The organism is Arthrobacter sp. K410C (genome assembly GCF_059090105.1).
Map to the genome: position 1 here is coordinate 440,036 of NZ_JBNHFJ010000001.1, position 19,414 is coordinate 459,449.

At 67.2% G+C, this 19,414-nt stretch carries 22 protein-coding genes and 1 riboswitch; of the genes, 12 read left to right on the plus strand and 10 right to left on the minus strand.

Annotated features, from left to right (window positions below; all coding sequences use genetic code 11):
- Nucleotides 1-63 precede the first annotated feature (63 nt).
- The 3 genes from AC5RU7_RS02060 to AC5RU7_RS02070 are packed head-to-tail and all read left to right on the plus strand — an operon-like array spanning nucleotide 64 to nucleotide 1,335.
- The gene (locus tag AC5RU7_RS02060; protein ID WP_494008789.1) at nucleotides 64-729 is read left to right on the plus strand and encodes a TetR/AcrR family transcriptional regulator; all 666 of its coding nucleotides are present in this window, start codon (nucleotides 64-66) and stop codon (nucleotides 727-729) included.
- 49 nt (nucleotides 730-778) lie between these two features.
- Nucleotides 779-1,003, plus strand: a complete 225-nt coding sequence (locus AC5RU7_RS02065) for a DUF3107 domain-containing protein (protein WP_009357701.1) — start codon at nucleotides 779-781, stop codon at nucleotides 1,001-1,003.
- Between the two features lie 29 nt (nucleotides 1,004-1,032).
- Nucleotides 1,033-1,335 (plus strand): hypothetical protein, encoded by a 303-nt coding sequence (locus AC5RU7_RS02070; protein WP_494008790.1) that lies wholly within the window; start codon nucleotides 1,033-1,035, stop codon nucleotides 1,333-1,335.
- A gap of 78 nt (nucleotides 1,336-1,413) precedes the next feature.
- Here AC5RU7_RS02070 and AC5RU7_RS02075 read toward each other — a convergent pair whose 3' ends face one another.
- The 4 genes from AC5RU7_RS02075 to thiO all read right to left on the minus strand — a co-directional run bounded on the left by AC5RU7_RS02075 (nucleotide 1,414) and on the right by thiO (nucleotide 4,168).
- Nucleotides 1,414-1,749, minus strand: a complete 336-nt coding sequence (locus tag AC5RU7_RS02075) for a 4a-hydroxytetrahydrobiopterin dehydratase (protein WP_494008791.1) — start codon at nucleotides 1,747-1,749, stop codon at nucleotides 1,414-1,416.
- A 43-nt stretch (nucleotides 1,750-1,792) separates the two neighbouring features.
- Nucleotides 1,793-2,608: a thiazole synthase gene (locus tag AC5RU7_RS02080; protein WP_494008792.1), complete on the minus strand. Its 816-nt coding sequence runs from the start codon at nucleotides 2,606-2,608 to the stop codon at nucleotides 1,793-1,795.
- Between the two features lie 4 nt (nucleotides 2,609-2,612).
- Nucleotides 2,613-2,849, minus strand: a complete 237-nt coding sequence (thiS, locus tag AC5RU7_RS02085) for a sulfur carrier protein ThiS (RefSeq protein ID WP_494008793.1) — start codon at nucleotides 2,847-2,849, stop codon at nucleotides 2,613-2,615.
- Complete coding sequence (gene thiO / locus AC5RU7_RS02090; protein ID WP_494050879.1) at nucleotides 2,846-4,168, minus strand: glycine oxidase ThiO; 1,323 nt, start codon at nucleotides 4,166-4,168, stop codon at nucleotides 2,846-2,848. The genes thiS and thiO overlap by 4 nt, the downstream gene beginning before the upstream one ends.
- Nucleotides 4,161-4,279: riboswitch (TPP riboswitch) on the minus strand. (Overlaps the previous gene by 8 nt.)
- A gap of 27 nt (nucleotides 4,280-4,306) precedes the next feature.
- Here thiO and thiE point away from each other — a divergent pair.
- The 4 genes from thiE to AC5RU7_RS02110 all read left to right on the plus strand — a co-directional run bounded on the left by thiE (nucleotide 4,307) and on the right by AC5RU7_RS02110 (nucleotide 9,499).
- A complete protein-coding gene (thiE, locus tag AC5RU7_RS02095; protein ID WP_494050880.1) occupies nucleotides 4,307-5,038 on the plus strand; it encodes a thiamine phosphate synthase in 732 nt (243 codons plus the stop codon).
- A gap of 82 nt (nucleotides 5,039-5,120) precedes the next feature.
- Entirely contained in the window at nucleotides 5,121-6,632 is a 1,512-nt protein-coding gene (locus tag AC5RU7_RS02100) for an RNB domain-containing ribonuclease (protein ID WP_494050881.1), read from the plus strand.
- A gap of 300 nt (nucleotides 6,633-6,932) precedes the next feature.
- Nucleotides 6,933-8,618, plus strand: a complete 1,686-nt coding sequence (locus tag AC5RU7_RS02105) for a DEAD/DEAH box helicase (protein ID WP_494050882.1) — start codon at nucleotides 6,933-6,935, stop codon at nucleotides 8,616-8,618.
- 8 nt (nucleotides 8,619-8,626) lie between these two features.
- Nucleotides 8,627-9,499 carry a DNA-methyltransferase gene (locus AC5RU7_RS02110; protein ID WP_494050883.1) on the plus strand — a complete coding sequence of 291 codons (873 nt, stop codon included), beginning with the start codon at nucleotides 8,627-8,629 and terminating at the stop codon, nucleotides 9,497-9,499.
- Nucleotides 9,500-9,502: 3 nt separating this feature from the next.
- Here AC5RU7_RS02110 and AC5RU7_RS02115 read toward each other — a convergent pair whose 3' ends face one another.
- Nucleotides 9,503-10,351 (minus strand): PHP domain-containing protein, encoded by an 849-nt coding sequence (locus tag AC5RU7_RS02115; RefSeq protein WP_494008799.1) that lies wholly within the window; start codon nucleotides 10,349-10,351, stop codon nucleotides 9,503-9,505.
- A gap of 80 nt (nucleotides 10,352-10,431) precedes the next feature.
- Here AC5RU7_RS02115 and AC5RU7_RS02120 point away from each other — a divergent pair, with 80 nt between their 5' ends.
- A complete protein-coding gene (locus AC5RU7_RS02120; protein WP_494050884.1) occupies nucleotides 10,432-12,012 on the plus strand; it encodes an aminopeptidase P family protein in 1,581 nt (526 codons plus the stop codon).
- 85 nt (nucleotides 12,013-12,097) lie between these two features.
- Here AC5RU7_RS02120 and AC5RU7_RS02125 read toward each other — a convergent pair whose 3' ends face one another.
- Nucleotides 12,098-13,048: a YflT domain-containing protein gene (locus AC5RU7_RS02125; protein ID WP_494050885.1), complete on the minus strand. Its 951-nt coding sequence runs from the start codon at nucleotides 13,046-13,048 to the stop codon at nucleotides 12,098-12,100.
- A 77-nt stretch (nucleotides 13,049-13,125) separates the two neighbouring features.
- On the opposite strand from AC5RU7_RS02125, the gene AC5RU7_RS02130 reads away from it, so the two are divergent.
- From AC5RU7_RS02130 to AC5RU7_RS02140, 3 genes are read left to right on the plus strand one after another with little or no spacing between them, the layout of a single operon-like run.
- Nucleotides 13,126-14,409 (plus strand): magnesium transporter MgtE N-terminal domain-containing protein, encoded by a 1,284-nt coding sequence (locus AC5RU7_RS02130; RefSeq protein WP_494008802.1) that lies wholly within the window; start codon nucleotides 13,126-13,128, stop codon nucleotides 14,407-14,409.
- On the plus strand, nucleotides 14,393-15,082 hold the full coding sequence (locus AC5RU7_RS02135) for a DUF1003 domain-containing protein (RefSeq protein ID WP_494008803.1): 690 nt from the start codon (nucleotides 14,393-14,395) through the stop codon (nucleotides 15,080-15,082). The genes AC5RU7_RS02130 and AC5RU7_RS02135 overlap by 17 nt, the downstream gene beginning before the upstream one ends.
- The gene (locus AC5RU7_RS02140; protein WP_494050886.1) at nucleotides 15,082-16,224 is read left to right on the plus strand and encodes an Mrp/NBP35 family ATP-binding protein; all 1,143 of its coding nucleotides are present in this window, start codon (nucleotides 15,082-15,084) and stop codon (nucleotides 16,222-16,224) included. Before AC5RU7_RS02135 ends, AC5RU7_RS02140 begins: the two co-directional genes overlap by 1 nt.
- Nucleotides 16,225-16,273: 49 nt before the next feature.
- On the opposite strand, the gene AC5RU7_RS02145 is transcribed toward AC5RU7_RS02140, so the two are convergent.
- The 3 genes from AC5RU7_RS02145 to sigE all read right to left on the minus strand — a co-directional run bounded on the left by AC5RU7_RS02145 (nucleotide 16,274) and on the right by sigE (nucleotide 18,239).
- Nucleotides 16,274-16,684: a twin-arginine translocase TatA/TatE family subunit gene (locus tag AC5RU7_RS02145; protein WP_494050887.1), complete on the minus strand. Its 411-nt coding sequence runs from the start codon at nucleotides 16,682-16,684 to the stop codon at nucleotides 16,274-16,276.
- A 69-nt stretch (nucleotides 16,685-16,753) separates the two neighbouring features.
- Nucleotides 16,754-17,536, minus strand: coding sequence for an anti-sigma factor (locus AC5RU7_RS02150; RefSeq protein ID WP_494050888.1), 783 nt, complete (start codon nucleotides 17,534-17,536; stop codon nucleotides 16,754-16,756).
- Between the two features lie 88 nt (nucleotides 17,537-17,624).
- Nucleotides 17,625-18,239 (minus strand): RNA polymerase sigma factor SigE, encoded by a 615-nt coding sequence (gene sigE, locus AC5RU7_RS02155; RefSeq protein WP_494008807.1) that lies wholly within the window; start codon nucleotides 18,237-18,239, stop codon nucleotides 17,625-17,627.
- 229 nt (nucleotides 18,240-18,468) lie between these two features.
- Between sigE and AC5RU7_RS02160 the strand changes: the two genes are divergently transcribed.
- Nucleotides 18,469-19,101, plus strand: a complete 633-nt coding sequence (locus AC5RU7_RS02160; protein ID WP_494008808.1) for an O-methyltransferase — start codon at nucleotides 18,469-18,471, stop codon at nucleotides 19,099-19,101.
- 68 nt (nucleotides 19,102-19,169) lie between these two features.
- Here the strand turns inward: AC5RU7_RS02160 and AC5RU7_RS02165 are convergent, their stop codons facing one another.
- Nucleotides 19,170-19,337, minus strand: coding sequence for a DUF3117 domain-containing protein (locus tag AC5RU7_RS02165; protein WP_009357720.1), 168 nt, complete (start codon nucleotides 19,335-19,337; stop codon nucleotides 19,170-19,172).
- Nucleotides 19,338-19,414: the final 77 nt, after the last annotated feature.

Here is a 19,414-nt window from a genome sequence, read left to right on the forward strand (position 1 = left end):
TACCGCCGGGTCATATTACCCCGCAGTAAAGTGGAGCTAACCGCAATGGAAAGAAGGACAACCGTGGTCCCTGAAGCACGGGCTGACCGCCCTCCCGCCGCCGAACCGCAGGCGACCCCGCGGCCGGCAGGCCAGCGCTCCGCCCGGCTGCCGCGCGACGAGCGCCGCGCCCAACTCCTTTCCGCAGCGCAGGAAGTCTTCGTGGCCAACGGCTACCACGGAGCCGCCATGGACGAGATCGCCGAGACGGCCCACGTCAGCAAACCCGTCCTGTACCAGCACTTCCCTTCAAAGCGGGACCTGTACCTGGCACTGCTGGAAAGCCACTTGGCCTCCCTGACCGAGCTCATGCTGGGTGCCCTGAACTCCACCACGGACAACAAGGAACGCGTGCAGGCCGTGATGCGGGCCTACTTCCGCTTCATCGCCAATGACGACCAGGCCCACCGGCTGGTCTTCGAATCGGACCTGATCAACGATCCGGATGTCAGTTCCAGGCTGGAAACATTCAACCGGACCTTCGCGGACGCGATCGCACGCGTCATTGCCGAGGACACCAAGCTCCCCCATCTCGAAGCCGAACTCCTGGGCCGGGGGCTGGCAGGAATGGCCCAGGTCAGCGCCCGCTACTGGCTTGAAACGGACGGCAACCTGGACCTCGATGTGGCCAGCGACCTCATCTACCGTTTAGCTTGGCGCGGAATCTCTCGCTTCCCCAAAGAGTCCTAGACTACAAATAAGACATCATCCATGAACTTTGACTGGCTGGGAGGCCCCTGTGGAAATTAAGATCGGCGTTCAGAACGTTGGCCGCGAGATTGTGCTCGAATCGACCCAGGACGCCGAGACGGTGGCGAAGGTTGTGGGCGAAGCCATCAATGCCGGCAGCGAGCTGCGGCTGACCGACGACAAGGGACGCCTGATCATTGTTCCCGGCAATGCCCTCGGCTATGTGGAAATCGGCGCCGAAGAGGTGCGCCGCGTAGGGTTCGGCCAGTTCTAGCCGGCACCGCGGACGTCCCTAGGAGATCCATGCTTTCCCTGACCATCGTTGTTCTGGCAGCGGTTGCCGCAGGCTTCATCGTCTGGGCGAATGACAGGCGGCACGCCAAGTATGGCGCCGGCCTGCCCGCAGGCGTTGCCGTCGTTGTCGGGGTCTTGACCTGGATCATCCTGATGATGGCAGGCTTTGGCTACCGGCCGGGCCTGACGTGGCTCCCGTGGGTCCTGCCCATCGTCCTTGGAGTTGCCGCCGCCGTGGCCGCGGTCCTCTACCTGGGCCGCAGCCGCGCCCGTCTGGACACGCAGCGGCTCACTGCCATCCTTCGCCGCTAGGACCGGGAACTATCCCGAAAACACGCGTGGCCGCCGCCCTCCGGGGCGGCGGCCACGCTCACTTAAGCGGCTTGGCGGCTAGCTTCCGGGGTAGCGCGACGGTTCCGCCTTCGCCCCCACGGCGGCCGCCGCCTCGCTGGCTCCTGCCGCAGCGGTGAGGTCCCGTCCGGTCACCTGCCCGCCTGCGTCATGCGAGGTGTAGCGGATGAAGACGCGGTTGTAGCGCCAGTCCAGGTCCGGGTGGTGGTTCTGTTCCTCAGCAATGCGTCCGACGGCGGCAATCAGCTCGAGTGCGGCAGCCGCCGTCGGCGTCTTGAAGACGGTGACCAGCCCGCCGTCGTGGTACCGCCAGTCGGGCAGCCCGGCGAGGGCCTGGTGGATCTGTTCCTGGGGAAGGGCATCTTTGCCGGCCACTGCTGCTCCTTGCTTGAGGGGCATCAGCCGGCACGGTCCCGGCCTAGAGGAACTCGGCCCGGCCTTCCATTGCCGACGATGCCAGCGCGTGTTCGCGGCGGGGAATGCGGCCCGCCGCTTTCGCCAGCCTACCGGCGATGACGGCGTGTTTGAATGCCTCCCCCATCAGGGCCGGATTCTGCGCCCGCGTGACCGCCGTGGCCAGCAGCACGGCGTCGCAACCGAGCTCCATGGCCAGGGCGGCGTCGGAGGCCGTACCGATCCCGGCGTCCAGGACCACCGGGACGGAGGCGCGGGAGACGATCAGCTCGATGTTGTGCGGGTTCAGGATTCCCAGTCCCGTGCCGATGGGCGCTCCCAGCGGCATCACGGCGGTGGCGCCGAGGTTCTCCAGCCGCAGCGCCAGGACCGGATCATCATTGGTGTACGCAAACACCTTGAAGCCGCGGTTCACCAGCTGTTCGGTGGCCTCCACCAGCTCGACGGCGTCGGGAAGGAGGGTGTGCTCGTCGGCAATGACCTCGAGCTTCACCCAATCCGTTTCCAGCGCCTCGCGGGCGAGTTCGGCAGTGAGGACGGCGTCCCGGGCAGTGAAGCAGCCGGCGGTGTTCGGCAGTACCCGGATGCCGTGGTCCACCAGGAGCTGGAACAGCGAGCCCGTCTCCGCCGTCGAGTAGCGCCGCATTGCCACGGTGGTCAGGGACGTGCCGGAGGCCAGGAGTGCTGCGCCAAGCCCGTCGAGGCTCGGGGCGCCCCCGGTCCCCATGATGAGCCGGGACGCCAGGGGCACCCCGTCGATAACCAGGGCATCGTCCAGGTTGGCAACGGCCGTGGTGGTCAGGGTATCGGATTCGGTCATCGTGTCAGCCTCCCTGCACTGCCGTGACAAGCTCGACGTCGTCACCGTCGGCGAGCGCCGTGGCGAACCATTGGCTCCGGGGAACAACCTGTGCGTTGTGCGCCACGGCGACACCCAGCCTGTTCCCGTCCTTGGCCTGGCCGTCAGCCCCCACGGTACGGCCGGTGACCTCGCTGATGAGGGTGGTGATGGAGGCCCCCTCAGCCACCGTATGGTGGTTTCCGTTCAGGGTGATATTCATGCTGTCTCCTTGATGTTGACGCTTGCAGCGGAGGTTTCGCGGCCGGAGAAGCGGCCAGGGTCGAACGTTTTCCAGCGGGGGTCCGCGGTGCCGTCCATCAGGTCCCGGCAGATGGCGCCGGCTGCGGGTGACAGGAGGACGCCGTGCCGGAAGAATCCGGTGGCCATGATCAGGCCGGCGATGTGCCCGCCCGGGTTGGAGCCCGGGGCGGCGGGCACCCTGCCCAGCAGCGGGGCGTTGTCCGGGGTCGCCGGCCGGGCCCGCGCCGTACATTCAAGCAATTCCAGCTCGGCCACGGCCGGGACCAGGACCTGCGCGTCCCGGAGTAGCTGATAGACGCCGCCTGCGGACACCGTTCCGGCAGCGGACCGGAGGGCTTGCGGGGGTACGGCACCGGCCCCGGCGAGGGCATCCTCACGCTGGGTGGCTCCGATCACCACCGTTCCGTCCTCCCGGGGGACGATGTACACCGGCACGCCGCGGACCAGGCCGCGGACGGTGGCCGTCACCAGCGGCCGGAGGTGCTGCGGTACGGCGAGGCGGAGGATGTCCCCGTAGACCGGCCGCAGCGGCAGGAGCAGGCCCGCGGGCAAGTCCATCACCGCAGCGGCATCCAGTCCATTGGCCACCACGGTTTCTCCGGCCAGCACTGTGCCGCCGCCGGCGAGCCGGGCTCCCGCAACAGTGTCATCCGCCCACAGCAGGCCCAAGGCCCTGTCCGGCACCGCGTAGCCTTCCACTGCGCCCGCAACTGCGGGGCCGCGGCCGGCGGCTTCCCCGGCGAGGGCGTTGCGAAGGCAGGACACCAGGAGCCGGGGATCCACCTGGTGGTCCGCGGGGGTGTCGAGGGCACACGCGATGGCGGGGCTGAGCAAAGGTTCCCGCCGCCGCGCCTCGCGGATGGTCAACGGCTCAACAGCCAGGCCATTGGCCTGCTGGACCGCGCGCAGGTCCATCAAAGCCCGGCGGTCGGCGGCGTCGGCACCTACGGCGAGGGTGGGCGTCGTCAGGTACCCGGTTTTCTCCCCGGATGCACAGGACAGGTCCGCGATGAAGCCGGGCCACCGGGCGGAAGAGGCCAGCATCAGGTCCAGGAGATCCTCTTCCTGGTAGTGCAGCTCGCTCACCGGTGCGAGCATCCCGGCTGCCGCCCAGCTGGCGCCGGAGCCGGGGGCGTCGTCGATCAGCGCGACGCTGCGGCCTGAGCGCTGTGCTTCCCAGGCGATTGCGTGGCCCACCACTCCGCCGCCGATGACTACGACGTCGGCCCTGATGGTGCCGTTGGGGGGCTGCGGGGGTGCTGTGTTGGGGGTGCCCATGTGTCTCCTTCCCTACGCCGGAATTACCCGGATCAGGTCAAGCGGTCGGCTCTGACGCCCTCTCAGCCCGGCGCTTTATGACAGCTGCCGCAGGCTCCCGCAGTACGAGGCAAGTGTAGAGGAACTAGGCTTGCAGCCATGAATGTGTCCCACTCCGCTGCCGCTGTCGGCGCCTCCGCAACCGATGCCTTCACCACCGCCGAGGGAACCGCAGGGCTCAAGTCTGCCCGCCTCTATCTGTGTACTGACGCCCGCGCTGACCGCGGTGACTTCAGGGATTTCGTGGATGCCGCCTTCGCCGGCGGAGTGGACATTATCCAGCTCCGCGACAAGACCATCGAGGCTGCCGAGGAGCTGGAACTGCTGGCCGTCCTCAGGGAGGCTGCGCAGCGCCATGGCCGGCTGTGGGCAGTGAATGACCGCGCCGACGTCGCGGTGTTGTCCGGCGCGCCGGTGTTCCACATCGGGCAAAAGGACCTCCCCCTGCCCGCGGCACGCACCCTGCTGAACGGCAACGCCGCCATTGGACTCTCCAGCCACACCCCGGAACAGGTGGATGCCGCACTCGTTGCCGCCGCAGGGCCTGCCGGGTTGGACTATTTCTGCGTCGGGCCGGTCTGGGCCACCCCCACCAAACCGGGCCGGGCCGCCGTGGGACCGGAGCTGGTGAAATACGCTGCAGCAGCCGCGGCCAAAACCGGCAACGAGGTGCCGTGGTTCGCCATCGGCGGCATCGACCACTCCAATATCAGCGAGGTGGTGGAAGCGGGGGCCCGGAGGATTGTGGTGGTGCGGGCCATCACCGAAGCGGCGGATCCCGCCGCGGCGGCGGCCTCACTCCTGGCCGTTTTGGACGCTGCCGCGTCCTGACCTACCGGCGGGCAACACGGCCCTGCCTTCTATCCCGCCAATGGCCTGCATATTCGGCGGTCTTCGGGCTAGGCTGATTTTCGTGTCACACCATCGGCTGGCTCCCAACGTCCATGAGCACAACAACGCGCTGGAAGAGGCCCTGGGCGCGCTGCGGACCGAGCTGGAGCTGCCCGGGCCATACCCGGAGCACGCGGTCCGGGACGCCGAAGCGGCCGTGGCCGCGCTGGAGCTTCCGTCCCACGACCTGACCGGGGTCGAATTCATCACCATCGATCCGGCCTCGTCCACGGACCTGGACCAGGCGCTCTTCATAGAGGCCGACGGCGGCGGCTACCACGTGCTGTACGCCATCGCCGACGTTCCGGCCTTCGTGAAGCCGGGCGGACCGCTGGACCAGGAAACGCGGCGCCGCGGGCAGACCTTCTACGCCCCCGACGGCCGAATTCCGCTGCATCCGGAGGTCATCAGCGAAGGGGCGGGGAGCCTGCTGCCTGGCCAGGAGTGTCCGGCCTTCGTCTGGGACTTCCGCCTGGACGGCAATGCCGAAGTCACCTCTGCCACAGTCAGACGGGCACGGATGCGCAGCCGCGCCAAGCTGAGCTACAAGGGCGCGCAGGCCCAACTGGACGCCGGCACCGCATCCCCGGTCCTGCAGCTGCTGAAAGAGGTTGGCCTCAAGCGCGTGGAGCTGGAACGCGCCCGTGACGGCGCCAGCCTGAACATGCCGGAGCAGGAGATCGTCCAGCTCCCCGACGGCGGTTACCGCATCGCCGCCGCGCCGCAGCTGCCCGTGGAGGACTGGAACGCCCAGATTTCGCTCATGACGGGCATGGCTGCCGCGCAGCTCATGCTGGACGGCAAGGTGGGCATCCTGCGGACCATGCCCGCGCCGGACGAACGCTCCCTGAACCACTTCAAACTCCAGACGGAGGTGCTGGGGAAACCGTGGGACGGCGAGGTCGGCTACGGCGAGTACCTGCGCAGCCTGGACCCCACCGAACCGCGGCAGCTGGCAATCATGCACTCGGCGGGGATGCTGTTCCGCGGAGCCTCATACACCGCTTTTGACGGCATCGTACCGGAGGCTGCTGTGCAGGCCGCCATCGGTGCGGCCTACGCGCACACCACCGCTCCCCTGCGCCGGCTGGTGGACCGCTTTGTGCTGGTGATCTGCGAGGCTCTCAGTAACGGCGGCAACGTTCCTGGCTGGGCGCGGCAGGCCCTGCCGTCGCTTCCCGAGATCATGGCCGGCTCGGACCAGCTGGCGTCCCGGATGGAGCGGATGGCGCTGGATACCGTGGAGGCCGCGCTGCTGGTCAACCATGTGGGCCAGGAGTTCGATGCCATCGTCATCTCCGGCTCGAAGCCCCAAAAGGACAACGGCAACGGCGGCAGCCCCCGCAATGGGAATGGGAAGAACGGAAACGGGAAGAACGGAAACGGCAACGGCGGTTCCGGCATCATCCAGATCGCCGAACCTGCCGTAACAGCCCGCTGCGCCGGCGACCTGGAGTCCGGCACCAAGGTCCGCGTCCGCCTGCTTTCCTCCGATATTGCCACCCGCGAGGTCCACTTCGAACTGGTCGCCTGACGCCCGTTGCGGGCCCGGCTTCCCGCCCCGAAGGGTGCAAAAGCCGGTATTGCGGCACTGTACGGCTAGACTGGAGAAGTAGAAATGGATGCCCGGTCGTTGATTTCCTTGATTTGAAACCAACAAGCCCGCCCCTACGCGATCTTGAGATTTGCCCGCTGGTCACCAGTGCCAGCATTAGATAGCCCGCGATCGGCTTCCACTGGAAATGCTTGTGCGCCCGAGCGTGCTCCGGACCGGCCTTGCGGCCGGCCCGTCGAGCAGGCAGCGCCAATGCCCAAATGAATAAGGAAACTCCCTGTGAGTGAATTGCATACCCACCAGCTTCTGACGGACGAGACCGGCACCGAGGTGATTGAGCCGGAAGAGACCATCATCTCGGACGAGAAGCCGCACGAAATCGCGGAGAAGTCCTTCTCCGACTACAACGTCCGCGAGGACATCGTCGAATCGCTTGCCGACGCCGGGATCACCCACCCCTTCCCCATCCAGGCCATGACCCTGCCGGTGGCACTGTCCGGGCACGACATCATTGGCCAGGCCAAGACCGGCACCGGCAAGACCCTCGGTTTCGGCATCCCCGCCCTGCAGCGCGTCATCGGCCAGGACGACCCCGGCTACGCCAAGCTGGCGGTCCCGGGTGCACCACAGGCCCTGGTGATTGTCCCCACCCGCGAACTGGCAGTCCAGGTGGCCAACGACCTGCAGACCGCATCCCGCAAGCGCAACGCGCGCATCGCCACTATCTACGGCGGCCGTGCCTACGAGCCGCAGGTGGAAGCGCTGAAGCAGGGCGTGGAGGTTGTGGTGGGCACCCCCGGGCGCCTTATCGACCTGTACAAGCAGAAGCACCTGAGCTTGAAGAACGTCAAGATCGTGGTCCTGGACGAGGCCGACGAGATGCTGGACCTCGGGTTCCTGCCCGATGTCGAGACCCTCATCGCCGCCACCCCGGCCGTCCGGCAGACGCTGCTGTTCTCCGCCACCATGCCCGGCCCGGTCATCGCGATGGCCCGGCGATACATGACGCAGCCCACCCACATCCGCGCCGCCGATCCGGACGACGAGGGGCTGACCAAGCGCGATATCCGCCAGCTGATCTACCGCGCTCACAGCATGGACAAGACCGAAGTGGTGGCCCGCATTCTGCAGGCCCGGGGCCGCGGACGCACCATCATCTTCACCAAGACCAAGCGCACCGCCGCCAAGGTGGCAGAGGAACTGGTGGACCGCGGCTTCGCCGCCGCCGCCATCCACGGCGACCTGGGCCAGGGTGCCCGCGAGCAGGCCCTGCGCGCCTTCCGCAACAACAAGGTGGACGTCCTGGTGGCCACCGACGTAGCGGCCCGCGGCATCGATGTGGAGGACGTAACCCACGTCATTAACTACCAGTGCGTGGAAGACGAAAAGATCTACCTGCACCGGGTGGGCCGCACCGGCCGCGCCGGCAACAAGGGCACCGCCGTCACCTTCGTGGACTGGGACGACATGCCGCGCTGGGGACTGATCAACAAGGCCCTGGGGCTGAGCGTGCCCGAGCCTGTCGAAACCTACTCCTCCTCGCCGCACCTCTACACCGACCTGGACATTCCCGAAGGCACCAAGGGCCGGCTGCCGCGCGACAAGCGCACCCTTGCCGGTGTGGACGCCGAGGTCCTGGAGGACCTGGGCGAAACCGGGAAGAAGAACAGCCGCGGCGGCGGCCGCGGGGACGGCCGTGACCGTGCCGGGCGCGGACGCCAGGATTCCGGCAGCCGCGAAGGTGGCCGTGAAGGTGGCCGTGGCGGCGAGCCCGCTGGCCGCTCCGGTGAGCGCCGTCGTCGTACGTCAGGCCCGGCGGCAGCCTCCGCGCCCGCCGGCGAAGCTGGACAGAACGACGGCGAGCAGCCCACGCGTGCCCGCCGCCCCCGTACCCGCACCCGCCGCCGCAACGGCGAAGTGGTTGCCGGCACTGACAAGGGCGCACAGCCTGGCACCGAGGGCTAACTGCCCCGATGACTGACACTGTTTGGGCGCCGGACGGCGGCAGCCTGGTGGTGCACGCGGACAACGCGGAGTACCTCCCCACGCTGCCGGACGGCGCCTTCACACTGATTTATGTGGATCCGCCCTTCAACACCGGCAGGCCACAACGGCGCCAGGAAACCAGGATGGTGGCCAACGCCGAGGGCGGCGGCGACCGCGTGGGCTTCAAGGGCCGCTCCTACGACACCATCAAGGGTGCTTTGCACCGTTACGACGACGCGTTCAGCGACTACTGGTCCTTCCTGGAGCCGCGGCTCGTGGAGGCGTGGCGACTGTTGGCCGAGGACGGGACGCTGTACCTGCACCTCGACTACCGCGAGGTGCACTACGCCAAGGTGATGCTGGATGCCATCTTCGGCCGGGAATGCTTCCTGAACGAGATCATCTGGGCTTATGACTACGGCGCCCGCGCCAAAAACCGCTGGCCCACCAAGCACGACAACATCCTTGTGTACGTCAAGAACCCCGCCAAGTACCACTTCGACAGTGCCGAGGTGGACAGGGAACCGTACATGGCTCCCGGCCTCGTCACCCCCGCCAAACGGGAACTGGGCAAGCTGCCCACGGACGTCTGGTGGCACACCATCGTCTCCCCCACCGGCAAGGAAAAAACCGGCTACCCCACGCAGAAGCCGGAGGGCCTGGTCCGCCGCGTCGTCGCCGCTTCAAGCCGTCCCGGCGACTGGTGTCTGGACTTCTTCGCCGGCTCCGGAACCCTGGGTGCGGTGGCGGCCAAGCTGGGCCGCAAGTTCGTCTGCGTGGACCAGAACCAGCCCGCGGTGGACATCATGGCGAAACGGCTGGGCGCGCACGCCACGCTCGTCAGCCGGCAGCCCGGCTAAGCGTCAGGAACGGACGACGGCGGTCCCCGTACCCAGTTCCTCGATCCTGGCCAGGGCTTCCGGGGACGTGAGGTTCTCGCCCAACAGGTTGGGTTTGCCGGTGCCGTGGTAATCGGAGGAACCGGTCACCAGCAGGTCGTGCTTCGCGGCCAGCCGCCGGAGGAAGGCCCGCCCTTCCTCCGCGTTGTCCCGGTGGTCGATCTCCAGGCCTGCCAGGCCGGCGTCGATCATCTCCAGGTAGGTGCGCTCCCCCACGGTCCTGCCCCGAGCGGTCGCCACCGGATGGGCAAACACCGGGACGCCGCCGGCGGCGCGGACAAGTTCGACGGCGGTGGCGGGGTCGGGCGCGTAGTGCTGGATGAAGTAGCGCGACCGCGAGGTGAGGATGGTGGCGAAGGCCTCGGAGCGGTCCTCCACCACACCGGCGGCCACGAGGGCGTCGGCGATGTGGGGACGGCCGAGGGTGGCGCCAGGCGCCACATGGTGTATGACGTCGTCCCAGGTGAGCGGATAGTCCTCGGCAAGGAGCGTGACCATCCGCTCGGCACGCGTGAGGCGGGCGTCCTTGGCCTTGGTGATTTCCTCCAGCAGGCCGGCGTGTGCGGGGTCGTGCAGGTAGCTCAGGAGGTGAACGCTGATGCCTTCAGCGGTCCGGCAGGACACCTCCATCCCGGGCACCAGGGCCACGCCATGCTCAACAGCCGCCGCGGATGCTTCCTCCCATCCGTCTGTGGAGTCGTGGTCAGTCAGTGCCACCACGTCCAGCCCGGCGCGGGCGGCGGAGGCCACCACGTCGGCGGGTTTCTCCGTGCCGTCGGAAACATTGGAGTGGGCATGCAGGTCAATCCTCACCTGTCCAGACTAGTAGACCCGGCACCGCCCCCGGCGGAAGCCCGTTAGCATCGCCGCGGAGCTGGTGAGACGATGGTCCCGTGAACGATGCCGATAACACCCTGAACTCTGCTTCCCAGCCGTTGGAAGAGCGTGTCAACAACCGCTCGCAGCGGCCCAGTTCCGACGCCTTCAAGGCCTTCATGGCCAGCAACTGGGCACCGGCCAGCGAGGAGCTGCCGGGCCGTGATGCTGTTGCTGCTTATGCCGCGACCCGCCGCAAGACCATTTCCGCCAAGTTCAAGGGCGAACGCCTGGTGATCCCCGCGGGCCCGTTGAAGGTCCGCTCCAACGACTGCGACTACCGGTTCCGCCCGTATTCCGGTTTCGCGCACCTGACGGGCCTGGGCCTGGACCACGAGCCGGACGCCGTCCTGATCCTTGAGCCAGTTGAGGAGGGAAAGGGCGACGACGGCGGGCACCACAGTGCCACGCTCTACTTCCGTCCGTTGGCCGGCCGCGACACGGAGCAGTTCTATGCCGACGCGCGGTCAGGGGAATTTTGGATCGGCGCCCGGCCCACGCTGGCCGAGTTTGAGGCACGCTTGGGCCTGGCGACGGCCCACATCGACCAGCTGGAGACGGCCGTCACCAAGGATGTTGGCGCCCCGGAAATCGGCGGCATCTCCATCCGGCTGGTTCGCAAAGTGGATGAAAATATTGACGCGCTTGTGGACACCGCCCGGTACAACACCGCCAGGGATCCGGAAAACCTGGATCTGGGCGTGTTCGACGCCCTGGACGAAAAGCTCAGTGAGGCCCTCTCCGAGCTGCGCCTGCTCAAGGACGAGTGGGAGATCGAACAGATGAAGACTGCGGTGGCAGCCACCGTTGAAGGTTTCGAGGAAGTGGTGAAGTCACTGCCCCGCGCCCTTACCCATGCCCGGGGTGAACGGGTGGTGGAGGGAGCCTTCTTCGCCCGGGCACGCGAGGTGGGCAACGAAGTGGGCTACGACACCATCGCGGCAGCCGGCAACAATGCCACCGTGCTGCACTGGACCCGCAACACCGGGAAGGTCCACGCCGGCGAACTGCTGCTGCTGGACGCGGGCGTGGAGGTGGATTCCCTGTACACAGCGGATATCACGCGCACCCTGCCGGCCGGCGGGGTTTTCAGCGACGTGCAGCGCAAGGTCTACCAGGCAGTGCTGGACGCCGCGGATGCAGGGTTCGCCGCGGCCCGGCCCGGCACCAAGTTCCGCGACATCCACACTGCCGCCACCACCGTGCTGGCCGAACGGCTGTCCGAGTGGGGCCTTCTGCCTGTCAGCGTGGAAGAGGCCATCAGCCCCGAAGGCCAGCAGCACCGGCGCTGGATGCCGCACGGCACCAGCCACCACCTGGGTCTGGACGTCCACGACTGTGCCCAGGCCAAGCGGGAACTCTACCTGGACGGCATCCTCACCGAAGGCATGGTGTTCACTATCGAACCCGGCCTGTACTTCAAGGCCGAAGACCTGGCGATCCCGGAGGAATACCGCGGCATCGGTGTCCGGATCGAGGACGACATCCTGATGACCGCCGACGGCCCGGTCAACCTCAGCGCCGCCCTGCCCCGCAAGCCGGAGGACGTGGAGGACTGGATGACCGGGATCTATCGCGACGCGGAAAGCGGCCAGTAGTACCGATCAACAAAAGCGGGGCCACCCGGCGGGGACTGGATCAGTCCTTCACCGGGTGGCCCCGCTTCTTGCTAAAGGGACGGGCCTACTGGCGCGGATCCGCCGGCCGCTGCGGGCCCTCGGCGCCCTGGCTGCCCTCGGTGCCCGGCAGGTTCTCACCCTGGGCTGTTTCGTCAGGTTGTCCGGACACGGGAGCGGTACCGGGCTCGGCGGCGGGAGCCTGGGGCAGCCGCACGCCGTACTGGGGCCGGCCATCCGGCAGGTCCGGGTAACGGACCGAACGCGCAGGCGCAGGGGCAGGCGTCTCCTCCTGGCGCGGGCCGCCGTCGTAATTCTGGCCGCCCTGCTGCTGGCCGCCGGGGTAGCCGCCGTTCTGCACGGAAGACCCCGTGGACTGGCCGTACGGGTCCTGCCAGCCGGACGGGCGCGCAGGCCCCTGCCCCGGCTGCTGGTGGTGCTGGTCCTGCTGGTACGGCTGGTTGTAGTAGTCACGCTGCGTGTACGGTCCGCTGCCCGCTGCCGCATCGGAACGGGTCATCGGGAGCTGCTGCAGGAGCCGGCGGGCCTCATGGGCGGCCTCCGGCGAAACGACGACGTCGTAACTGGTGGCAACCACCTGGCTGGTGGACGTGAAGTCCCGCTTGCCGCGCTGCATGGCGTAGGTGACGATGCCAAACAGCATGAAGAACGCGGCGCCCATCAGGACGGAGGTAAGGATGGAGAAGTACCCCGGCGACGGCGCGAAGAAGGACAGCAGCACACCGACGAACAGGCCGAACCACATGCCGCTCAGCGCCCCCGAGAGAGCCACCCGGGGGTAGCTCAGGCGCCCCGTCACCCGTTCCACCATCTTCAGTTCGTTGCCCACGATGGATACCATCTGAACCGGGAACTGCTGGTCGGCGAGGTAGTCCACCGCCTTCTGCGCATCCAGGTAAGAGGTGTAGGAGCCGACGGTGTCGCCGGTGGGAACGGCCCTGGCTTCGTCCATGCCGTTGGGGCCACCTGCCTTGGGAGCACCAAAAATGTTTGCCATACCCCCATTCTTGCCCATCACCATGGATGCTGCCTGGGAATTCAGCTAAAAGAGAGCAGACTCGGTAGCCTGTAGGAGTGAGCACAACACCTACCCGAGTCTTCGTTGCGCGCCTGCTTGGACTCGACGTCTTCGACCCGCTGGGTGACCGGCTGGGCCGGCTGCGCGATGTTGTTGTGCTGTCCCGCGGAACCCAGGGAGCCCCGCACGTGGTGGGCATCGTGGTGGAGGTTCCGGGAAAGAAGCGTGTGTTCGTTCCGATGACGCGCATTACCTCCATCGACCAAAGCCAAATCATCTGCACCGGCCTGGTGAACCTGCGGCGCTTTGAGCAGCGCGGCGCGGAAACGCTGGTGGTGGCCGAGATGTTCGACCGCCGCGTTACTCTGCGTGACGGCAGCGGCGATGCCACCATCGAAGACATCGCCATGGACCAGAGCCGTTCCGGTGACTGGTTCGTCAGCAAACTGTTCGTCCGGCGTGGACATTCGCTGTCCCCCCTCAGCCGGCTGCGCCGCAACGAGACCCTGATCATTGACTGGGCAGACGCGCTGCAGGGCCCGCGCACGGAGCCGCAGGCCGCCACCCAGTTCGTGGCAAACCACGAGGACCTCAAGCCCGCGGACTTCGCCGAGGCCCTCCAGGAAATGAGCGACAAACGCCGCTTCGAGGTGGCCAGCGAGCTTCAGGACGAGCGCCTGGCCGACGTCCTGCAGGAACTGCCCGAAGACGACCAGGTGGAGATCCTCTCCGCCCTGGACGTCCAGCGCGCCGCCGATGTGCTGGAAGAGATGGACCCGGATGACGCCGCCGACCTTCTCGGCGAGCTTCCCTCCGCGCAGGCGGAGGAGCTCCTGCAGCTGATGGAGCCGGAGGGCGCCGAGGACGTCCGGCGCCTGCTGGAATACGACGAGGACACCGCGGGCGGCCTGATGACGCCGGTGCCCGTCATCCTGCCACCGGAGGCCACCGTGGCAGAGGCGCTGGCCCATGTCCGCCGGGAGGAATTGTCTCCAGCCCTGGCCTCCTCCATCTTCATTTCCCGGCCGCCGTTGGAAACCCCCACCGGACGTTTCCTGGGCGTGGTGCACATCCAGCAGCTGCTTCGCTTTCCCCCGTACGAGCCCCTGGGAAACCTGGTGGACAAGAACCTGGAGCCTTTGTCCGACCAGGCGCATATCAGCGAGGTGGCCCGGACCCTCGCAACCTACAACCTGAACTCCCTCCCGGTGGTCAACCACACCGGCCGCCTTGTGGGGGCGGTGACTGTTGATGACGTCCTTGATCATCTGTTGCCGGATGATTGGCGCGCCCATGATGGCGAAGCCCCGATAAGAAAGCTCGGTGGACGCATTGGCTGACAACAGCGCTCCAAAGAACCCCAGCCAGAGGGTCCCCGGCCGGGGTGCGGCAAAGGGCGGCAGCCTGGACACGCCGCTGAGTGGACGCCAGCGGATCCTGCCCAAGTTCTCCCCGGATCCGGACGCCTTCGGCCATGCCACCGAAGGTTTCGCCCGTTTCATGGGAACGCCGCAGTTCCTGGTGTACATGACGGTGTTCGTCGTCGTCTGGCTTGCCTGGAACACGTGGGCGCCCCTGGAGTGGCAGTTCGATTCCAAGGACCTCGGGTTCACCCTGCTGACCCTGATGCTGTCGCTGCAGGCCTCGTACGCGGCGCCGCTGCTGCTGCTGGCCCAGAACCGGCAGGACGACCGGGACCGGGTCTCCCTGCAGCAGGACCGCCAGCGTGCCGAACGCAACCTGTCCGACACCGAGTACCTCACCCGGGAACTGGCGTCGCTGCGGATCGCACTGCGTGAAGTGGCCACCCGCGACTACGTCCGGGCCGAGCTGCGGTCGCTGCTCGAAGACATCCTGGACGCGCAGGAAGAACTGCGCAGCCACGACCAGACGGGCCCGGGCAGCCACGAGTCCCCGAAGGACAAGCTGCGGGAGCAGCGCGACCGGCAGCGCAATCCCAGGACGCAGCAGATCCCCAGGATCAAACCCGGCCACTCCAACCAGGACCGTTAATGAATGAACGTACCGCCAGCCCCGGGTTGGCCGACGCAGTCATGGCTGCGCTTTCCACCGTCATCGACCCCGAGTTGAGGCGTCCCATCACGGAACTGGGAATGGTGGACTCAGTGAAGGTCTCCGACGACGGCCGGGTCAGCCTGACCGTCCTGCTCACGATTGCCGGCTGCCCCCTCAGGGATACCATCACCGCCGACTCCGAAAAGGCGCTGGGTGCTGTAGCGGGGGTCACCGCCGTCGACGTGGACCTGAAAGTCATGGACCAGGCGCAGCGGGACGCACTGAAGGAAAAGCTCCGCGGCGCCGGCGGTCAGCGTGGCATCCCTTTCAACCAGCCCGAGTCCCTCACCAAGGTCTTCGCCGTGGCAAGCGGAAAAGGCGGTGTGGGGAAGTCCTCTGTCACTGTGAACCTTGCCTGTGCCATGGCCGCGCAGGGGCTGCGGGTGGGCATCGTGGACGCGGATGTCTACGGCTTTTCCGTTCCTGCACTGATGGGAATCAGCCAGGCGCCCACGCGCGTGGATGACATGATCCTGCCGCCCGTCGCCTACGGCGTGAAGGTGATCTCCATCGGCATGTTCGTCACCGGCAACCAGCCCGTGGCCTGGCGCGGGCCCATGCTGCACCGCGCCCTGGAGCAGTTCCTCACGGACGTCTACTTCGGCGACCTGGATGCGCTGTTCCTCGACCTTCCGCCGGGCACCGGGGACATCGCCATTTCGGTGGCCCAGCTGCTGCCCAAGGCCGAGATCCTGGTGGTTACCACTCCCCAGGCCGCTGCAGCGGACGTCGCGGAACGCGCCGGCGCCATCGCAACCCAGACGGGCCAGAAGGTGGCGGGCGTCATCGAGAACATGTCCTACCTGGAGATGCCCGACGGCGGCCGGATGGAATTGTTCGGAAGCGGCGGCGGCGCGGTCCTCACCGAAAGGCTGACGGCCACCGTGGGTGCGGAGGTGCCGCTGCTCGGACAGATTCCCCTCGATATCCAGCTCCGTGAAGGCGGCGACACGGGTGTTCCGATCGTTATCGGCCAGCCCGGAACTCCTGCGGCTGCTGCGCTGTCAGGGATCGCCGGCCGGCTGGCATCGGTGCCGCGGGGCCTGGCGGGCATGAAACTCGGGCTTCAGCCGCGCTGACCGGCTGGCCGGTTCCTGGCCCTGGCAGGGGCTACGCGCGGGTGGATTCCTAGGTGGCTTCGGTATCGTACGGCGCAGCTTCGCCTGCGGGGAGGGACTGCACCACTCGCTGCGGCCGTGCCGGAGCCCCCTCCACGGCGGCAACGGCGGCCGCCCCTGAGACAGCAGCCACTGCGGCGGGTGCTCCTGCGCTGACGGGTTTGGCATCGTCCTCGAGCAGCGCTTCCTTGATGATGCGCCGGGGATCGTACTGGCGGGGATCGTACTTCTTCCAGTCGACATCGTCGATGTCGATGCCCACTTCTTCCTTGATCTGCTCACGGGCGCCGGACGCCATGCGGCGGACTTCCTTTACCAGGTTCGCCAGTTTCTGGGTGTATTCGGGCAGCCTTTGGGGGCCGATCACCAGGATGCCGATGAGCAGCAGAAGAAAAAACTCCGGGCCGTTGATTCCAAACACTTTAGGAAGATTACCCTCTCCGGGCTGCCGGTGACGATTTCCGTCCCGCGGGTACGGACCATGCCTGTGTCACCGGGTAAAGAGGGCCACGATGTTGTTGATCCCGCGCTGCATCCGGGCGCCCAGGGACTCCTCCGGCCCGGACCCGTCCGGTTCGTGGACCGCGGCGGCCACCCCGGCAGTGGACTGGCTGGCCAACCGCTGCAGGATCGGCACGGCGTCGTCAGCCTGGTCTGCCGGAAGGTTGGACTCGTATGTGAAGGTGCGGGCGGGTGTCCTGTAGGTGGCCGTCCACGGGGAGGTCCCGCCCAGCTGCAGCGGGCTGTCCAGCTGGGCGGATACAGCCTGGCCCTGCGTGCCGGTAGCGTGCTGCTCGGTGACGGTGGCGTAGTGCGATCCGTCGGTGAGTCGAAGTGACACAGCGGGCTGGCCGTCGATGACCACGGCCCTGGCCGATTCGAGCTGGAAGCCCATTGCCTCCAGTTCCGGGCAGGCCCAGCCCTCGGCGCGCAACCTGCCGAGCTGTTCCTTCGTGAGCGTACGGCCATCCGCGGGGGTCTGCGAGGAGACTTGGGAAAGCGCCGCCGAGGTAGCTGCCCCTGCTGCGGTTTCGGGGTCGCCGGCGGCAGCAAAGGCGCCCACGGCGAGGACGCCGGCGGCGGCGACGGTACTTCCGGCCGTCACGGCCAGCATCCGGACTGCCGTCCGCGGCGGAGGAATGTGGGCGGCGGCAGGCAGTGGCTCTGCAGCCAGCACCGATGTGCGGGCCAGTAGGCGCGCCGTCAGGTCGTCACTGGCCGGGGGGATGGGTGCCTGGCGCAGCCGCTCCAGGTACTGGCGTTCGCGGCGCATGGCCGAGGCACACTCCTGGCACTCCGAAAGATGGCCGGGGGTTCTCTGGTGCCTGCCGCCGGGAGGGAAACGGGACCTCATGCGCCGATCAGAGGATGCCCGCTATGCGCGGCATGGAAAGCTTGCGCCGCGTCTGCTGCGGACGCGGGTCCCGGTGGGCAAGCTTTTCCCGCAGCATGGTGCGGCCGCGGTGGATGCGGGACCGGACGGTTCCGAGCTTCACGCCGAGCGCCTCCGCTACCTCGTCGTAAGAGAGCCCCTCCAGGTCGCACAGGACCACGGCGGCCCGGAAGTCCGGCGGCAGTTCTTCCAGCGCGGCCTGGACGTCCAGGTCCAGGTTGTTCAGCTCAAAACTCTGCTCCGGTCCCGGCTCTCGCCCCGGCAGGCGCGACTCCGCGTCTTCGGCCAGCGCATCGAACCGGATGCGGGTCTTGCGCCGCGCCTGGTCGAGGAACAGGTTGGTGGTGATGCGGTGCAGCCAGCCGTCGAGTGTTCCAGGCTTGAAGTTGTCCAGCGACCGGAACACACGGACGAACACCTCCTGGGTGAGGTCTTCGGCGTCGAACTTGTTGCCGGTCAGGCGGTAGGCAAGCCGGTACACTTTGGCCGAGTGGTTGGTGACTACCTCTTCCCAGGTGGGACGGACCCACTCGGTGTCGGGATTGTTTGTTGCAGGGACAGGTGCCACAACTGAAGATGACATCGTCCACTCCCCTCGTGGAATGCTAACGCCCGGATACTGTTGACATCACTGATTCGGCGCCGATCACCTTTTGGATGAGCGGATAATAATCATTTCAAACTTGGCTGGGAATTTCCTGACTGCCGGACATTTCAGCCGTGGGCGCAACAGCCCGGTTCCACTGCCGTTTCGCCCGGACACAGTAGGCTGTAGGAGACATTCCCCCCTTCCGCCCAGAAAGCGAATATTCATGAGCGCCGACAAGTCCATCAGCTGGTCCTATGCAGAAGATCTGCCCGCTGAGGATGAGGTCATGCTTCGGGCACGGGAGCGCTCCTTCGAACTGGGGGTCACTGCCATCGGGCCGGGAGTCGGTGCTGTCCTCACCGTCCTCGCTGCCGCCTCCAAGGCGCAGACCGCCGTCGAAATCGGCACCGGCGCAGGGGTGTCCGGCGTATGCCTCCTTCGCGGGCTGGGGCCGCAGGCAGTCCTTACCACCATCGACGTCGACGTCGAACACCTCAAGGCTGCCCGTGAGGCTTTCACTGAGGCCGGCAGCCCCGCCAACCGCACCCGGACCATTTCGGGCCGCGCCGGTGACGTGCTGCCGCGGCTGACGGACGCGGCCTACGACCTGGTGTTCATTGACGCGGACAAGCCGGGCCTGCCCGGATACGTGGAGCAGGCCATCCGGCTCCTGAAGCGGTCCGGACTGCTGATCATCAACGATGCGCTGGACAAGGACAAAGTGGCGAATCCGGCCGGACGTGAGGCAACCACGGTGGTCCTCCGGCAGGTGGGTAAGGCCATCCGCGATGACGAACGGCTGGCCTCGGCAATGCTTCCCACCGGAGACGGCCTGCTGGTGGCCGTCAAGAAATAACGTCCGGGGCAGACCCAAAGGAAAGGACAGGGTCCGCAGCCCGGAGCTGCGGACCCTGTCCGGCACGATTATTCGGTAACGCCTACCAGGCATTCCTTGAGGTTTGCCGCTTCGGCAGCGTTCAGTTCGACCACAAGGCGCCCGCCGCCTTCGAGCGGGACGCGCATGATCAGGCTGCGGCCCTCCTTGGTGACTTCCATTGGGCCGTCGCCGGTGCGTGGTTTCATCGCCGCCATGAGGAATTCCCCTCCAATTTGTCCCAGGACTGATCAGCCCGGGCGGGCTGTGTCCGCATGTCGATCAAGCCGCTATG

Coding starts and splice junctions, on each gene's coding strand:
- AC5RU7_RS02070 (WP_494008790.1), top strand. CDS start 1,033: ATGCTTTCCCTGACCATCGTTGTTCTGGCAGCGGTTGCCGCAGGCTTC.
- AC5RU7_RS02080 (WP_494008792.1), bottom strand. CDS start 2,608: ATGACCGAATCCGATACCCTGACCACCACGGCCGTTGCCAACCTGGAC.
- thiS (WP_494008793.1), bottom strand. CDS start 2,849: ATGAATATCACCCTGAACGGAAACCACCATACGGTGGCTGAGGGGGCC.
- thiO (WP_494050879.1), bottom strand. CDS start 4,168: ATGGGCACCCCCAACACAGCACCCCCGCAGCCCCCCAACGGCACCATC.
- thiE (WP_494050880.1), top strand. CDS start 4,307: ATGAATGTGTCCCACTCCGCTGCCGCTGTCGGCGCCTCCGCAACCGAT.
- AC5RU7_RS02110 (WP_494050883.1), top strand. CDS start 8,627: ATGACTGACACTGTTTGGGCGCCGGACGGCGGCAGCCTGGTGGTGCAC.
- AC5RU7_RS02125 (WP_494050885.1), bottom strand. CDS start 13,048: ATGGCAAACATTTTTGGTGCTCCCAAGGCAGGTGGCCCCAACGGCATG.
- AC5RU7_RS02140 (WP_494050886.1), top strand. CDS start 15,082: ATGAATGAACGTACCGCCAGCCCCGGGTTGGCCGACGCAGTCATGGCT.
- AC5RU7_RS02150 (WP_494050888.1), bottom strand. CDS start 17,536: ATGCGCCGCGAACGCCAGTACCTGGAGCGGCTGCGCCAGGCACCCATC.
- sigE (WP_494008807.1), bottom strand. CDS start 18,239: ATGTCATCTTCAGTTGTGGCACCTGTCCCTGCAACAAACAATCCCGAC.
- AC5RU7_RS02160 (WP_494008808.1), top strand. CDS start 18,469: ATGAGCGCCGACAAGTCCATCAGCTGGTCCTATGCAGAAGATCTGCCC.
- AC5RU7_RS02165 (WP_009357720.1), bottom strand. CDS start 19,337: ATGGCGGCGATGAAACCACGCACCGGCGACGGCCCAATGGAAGTCACC.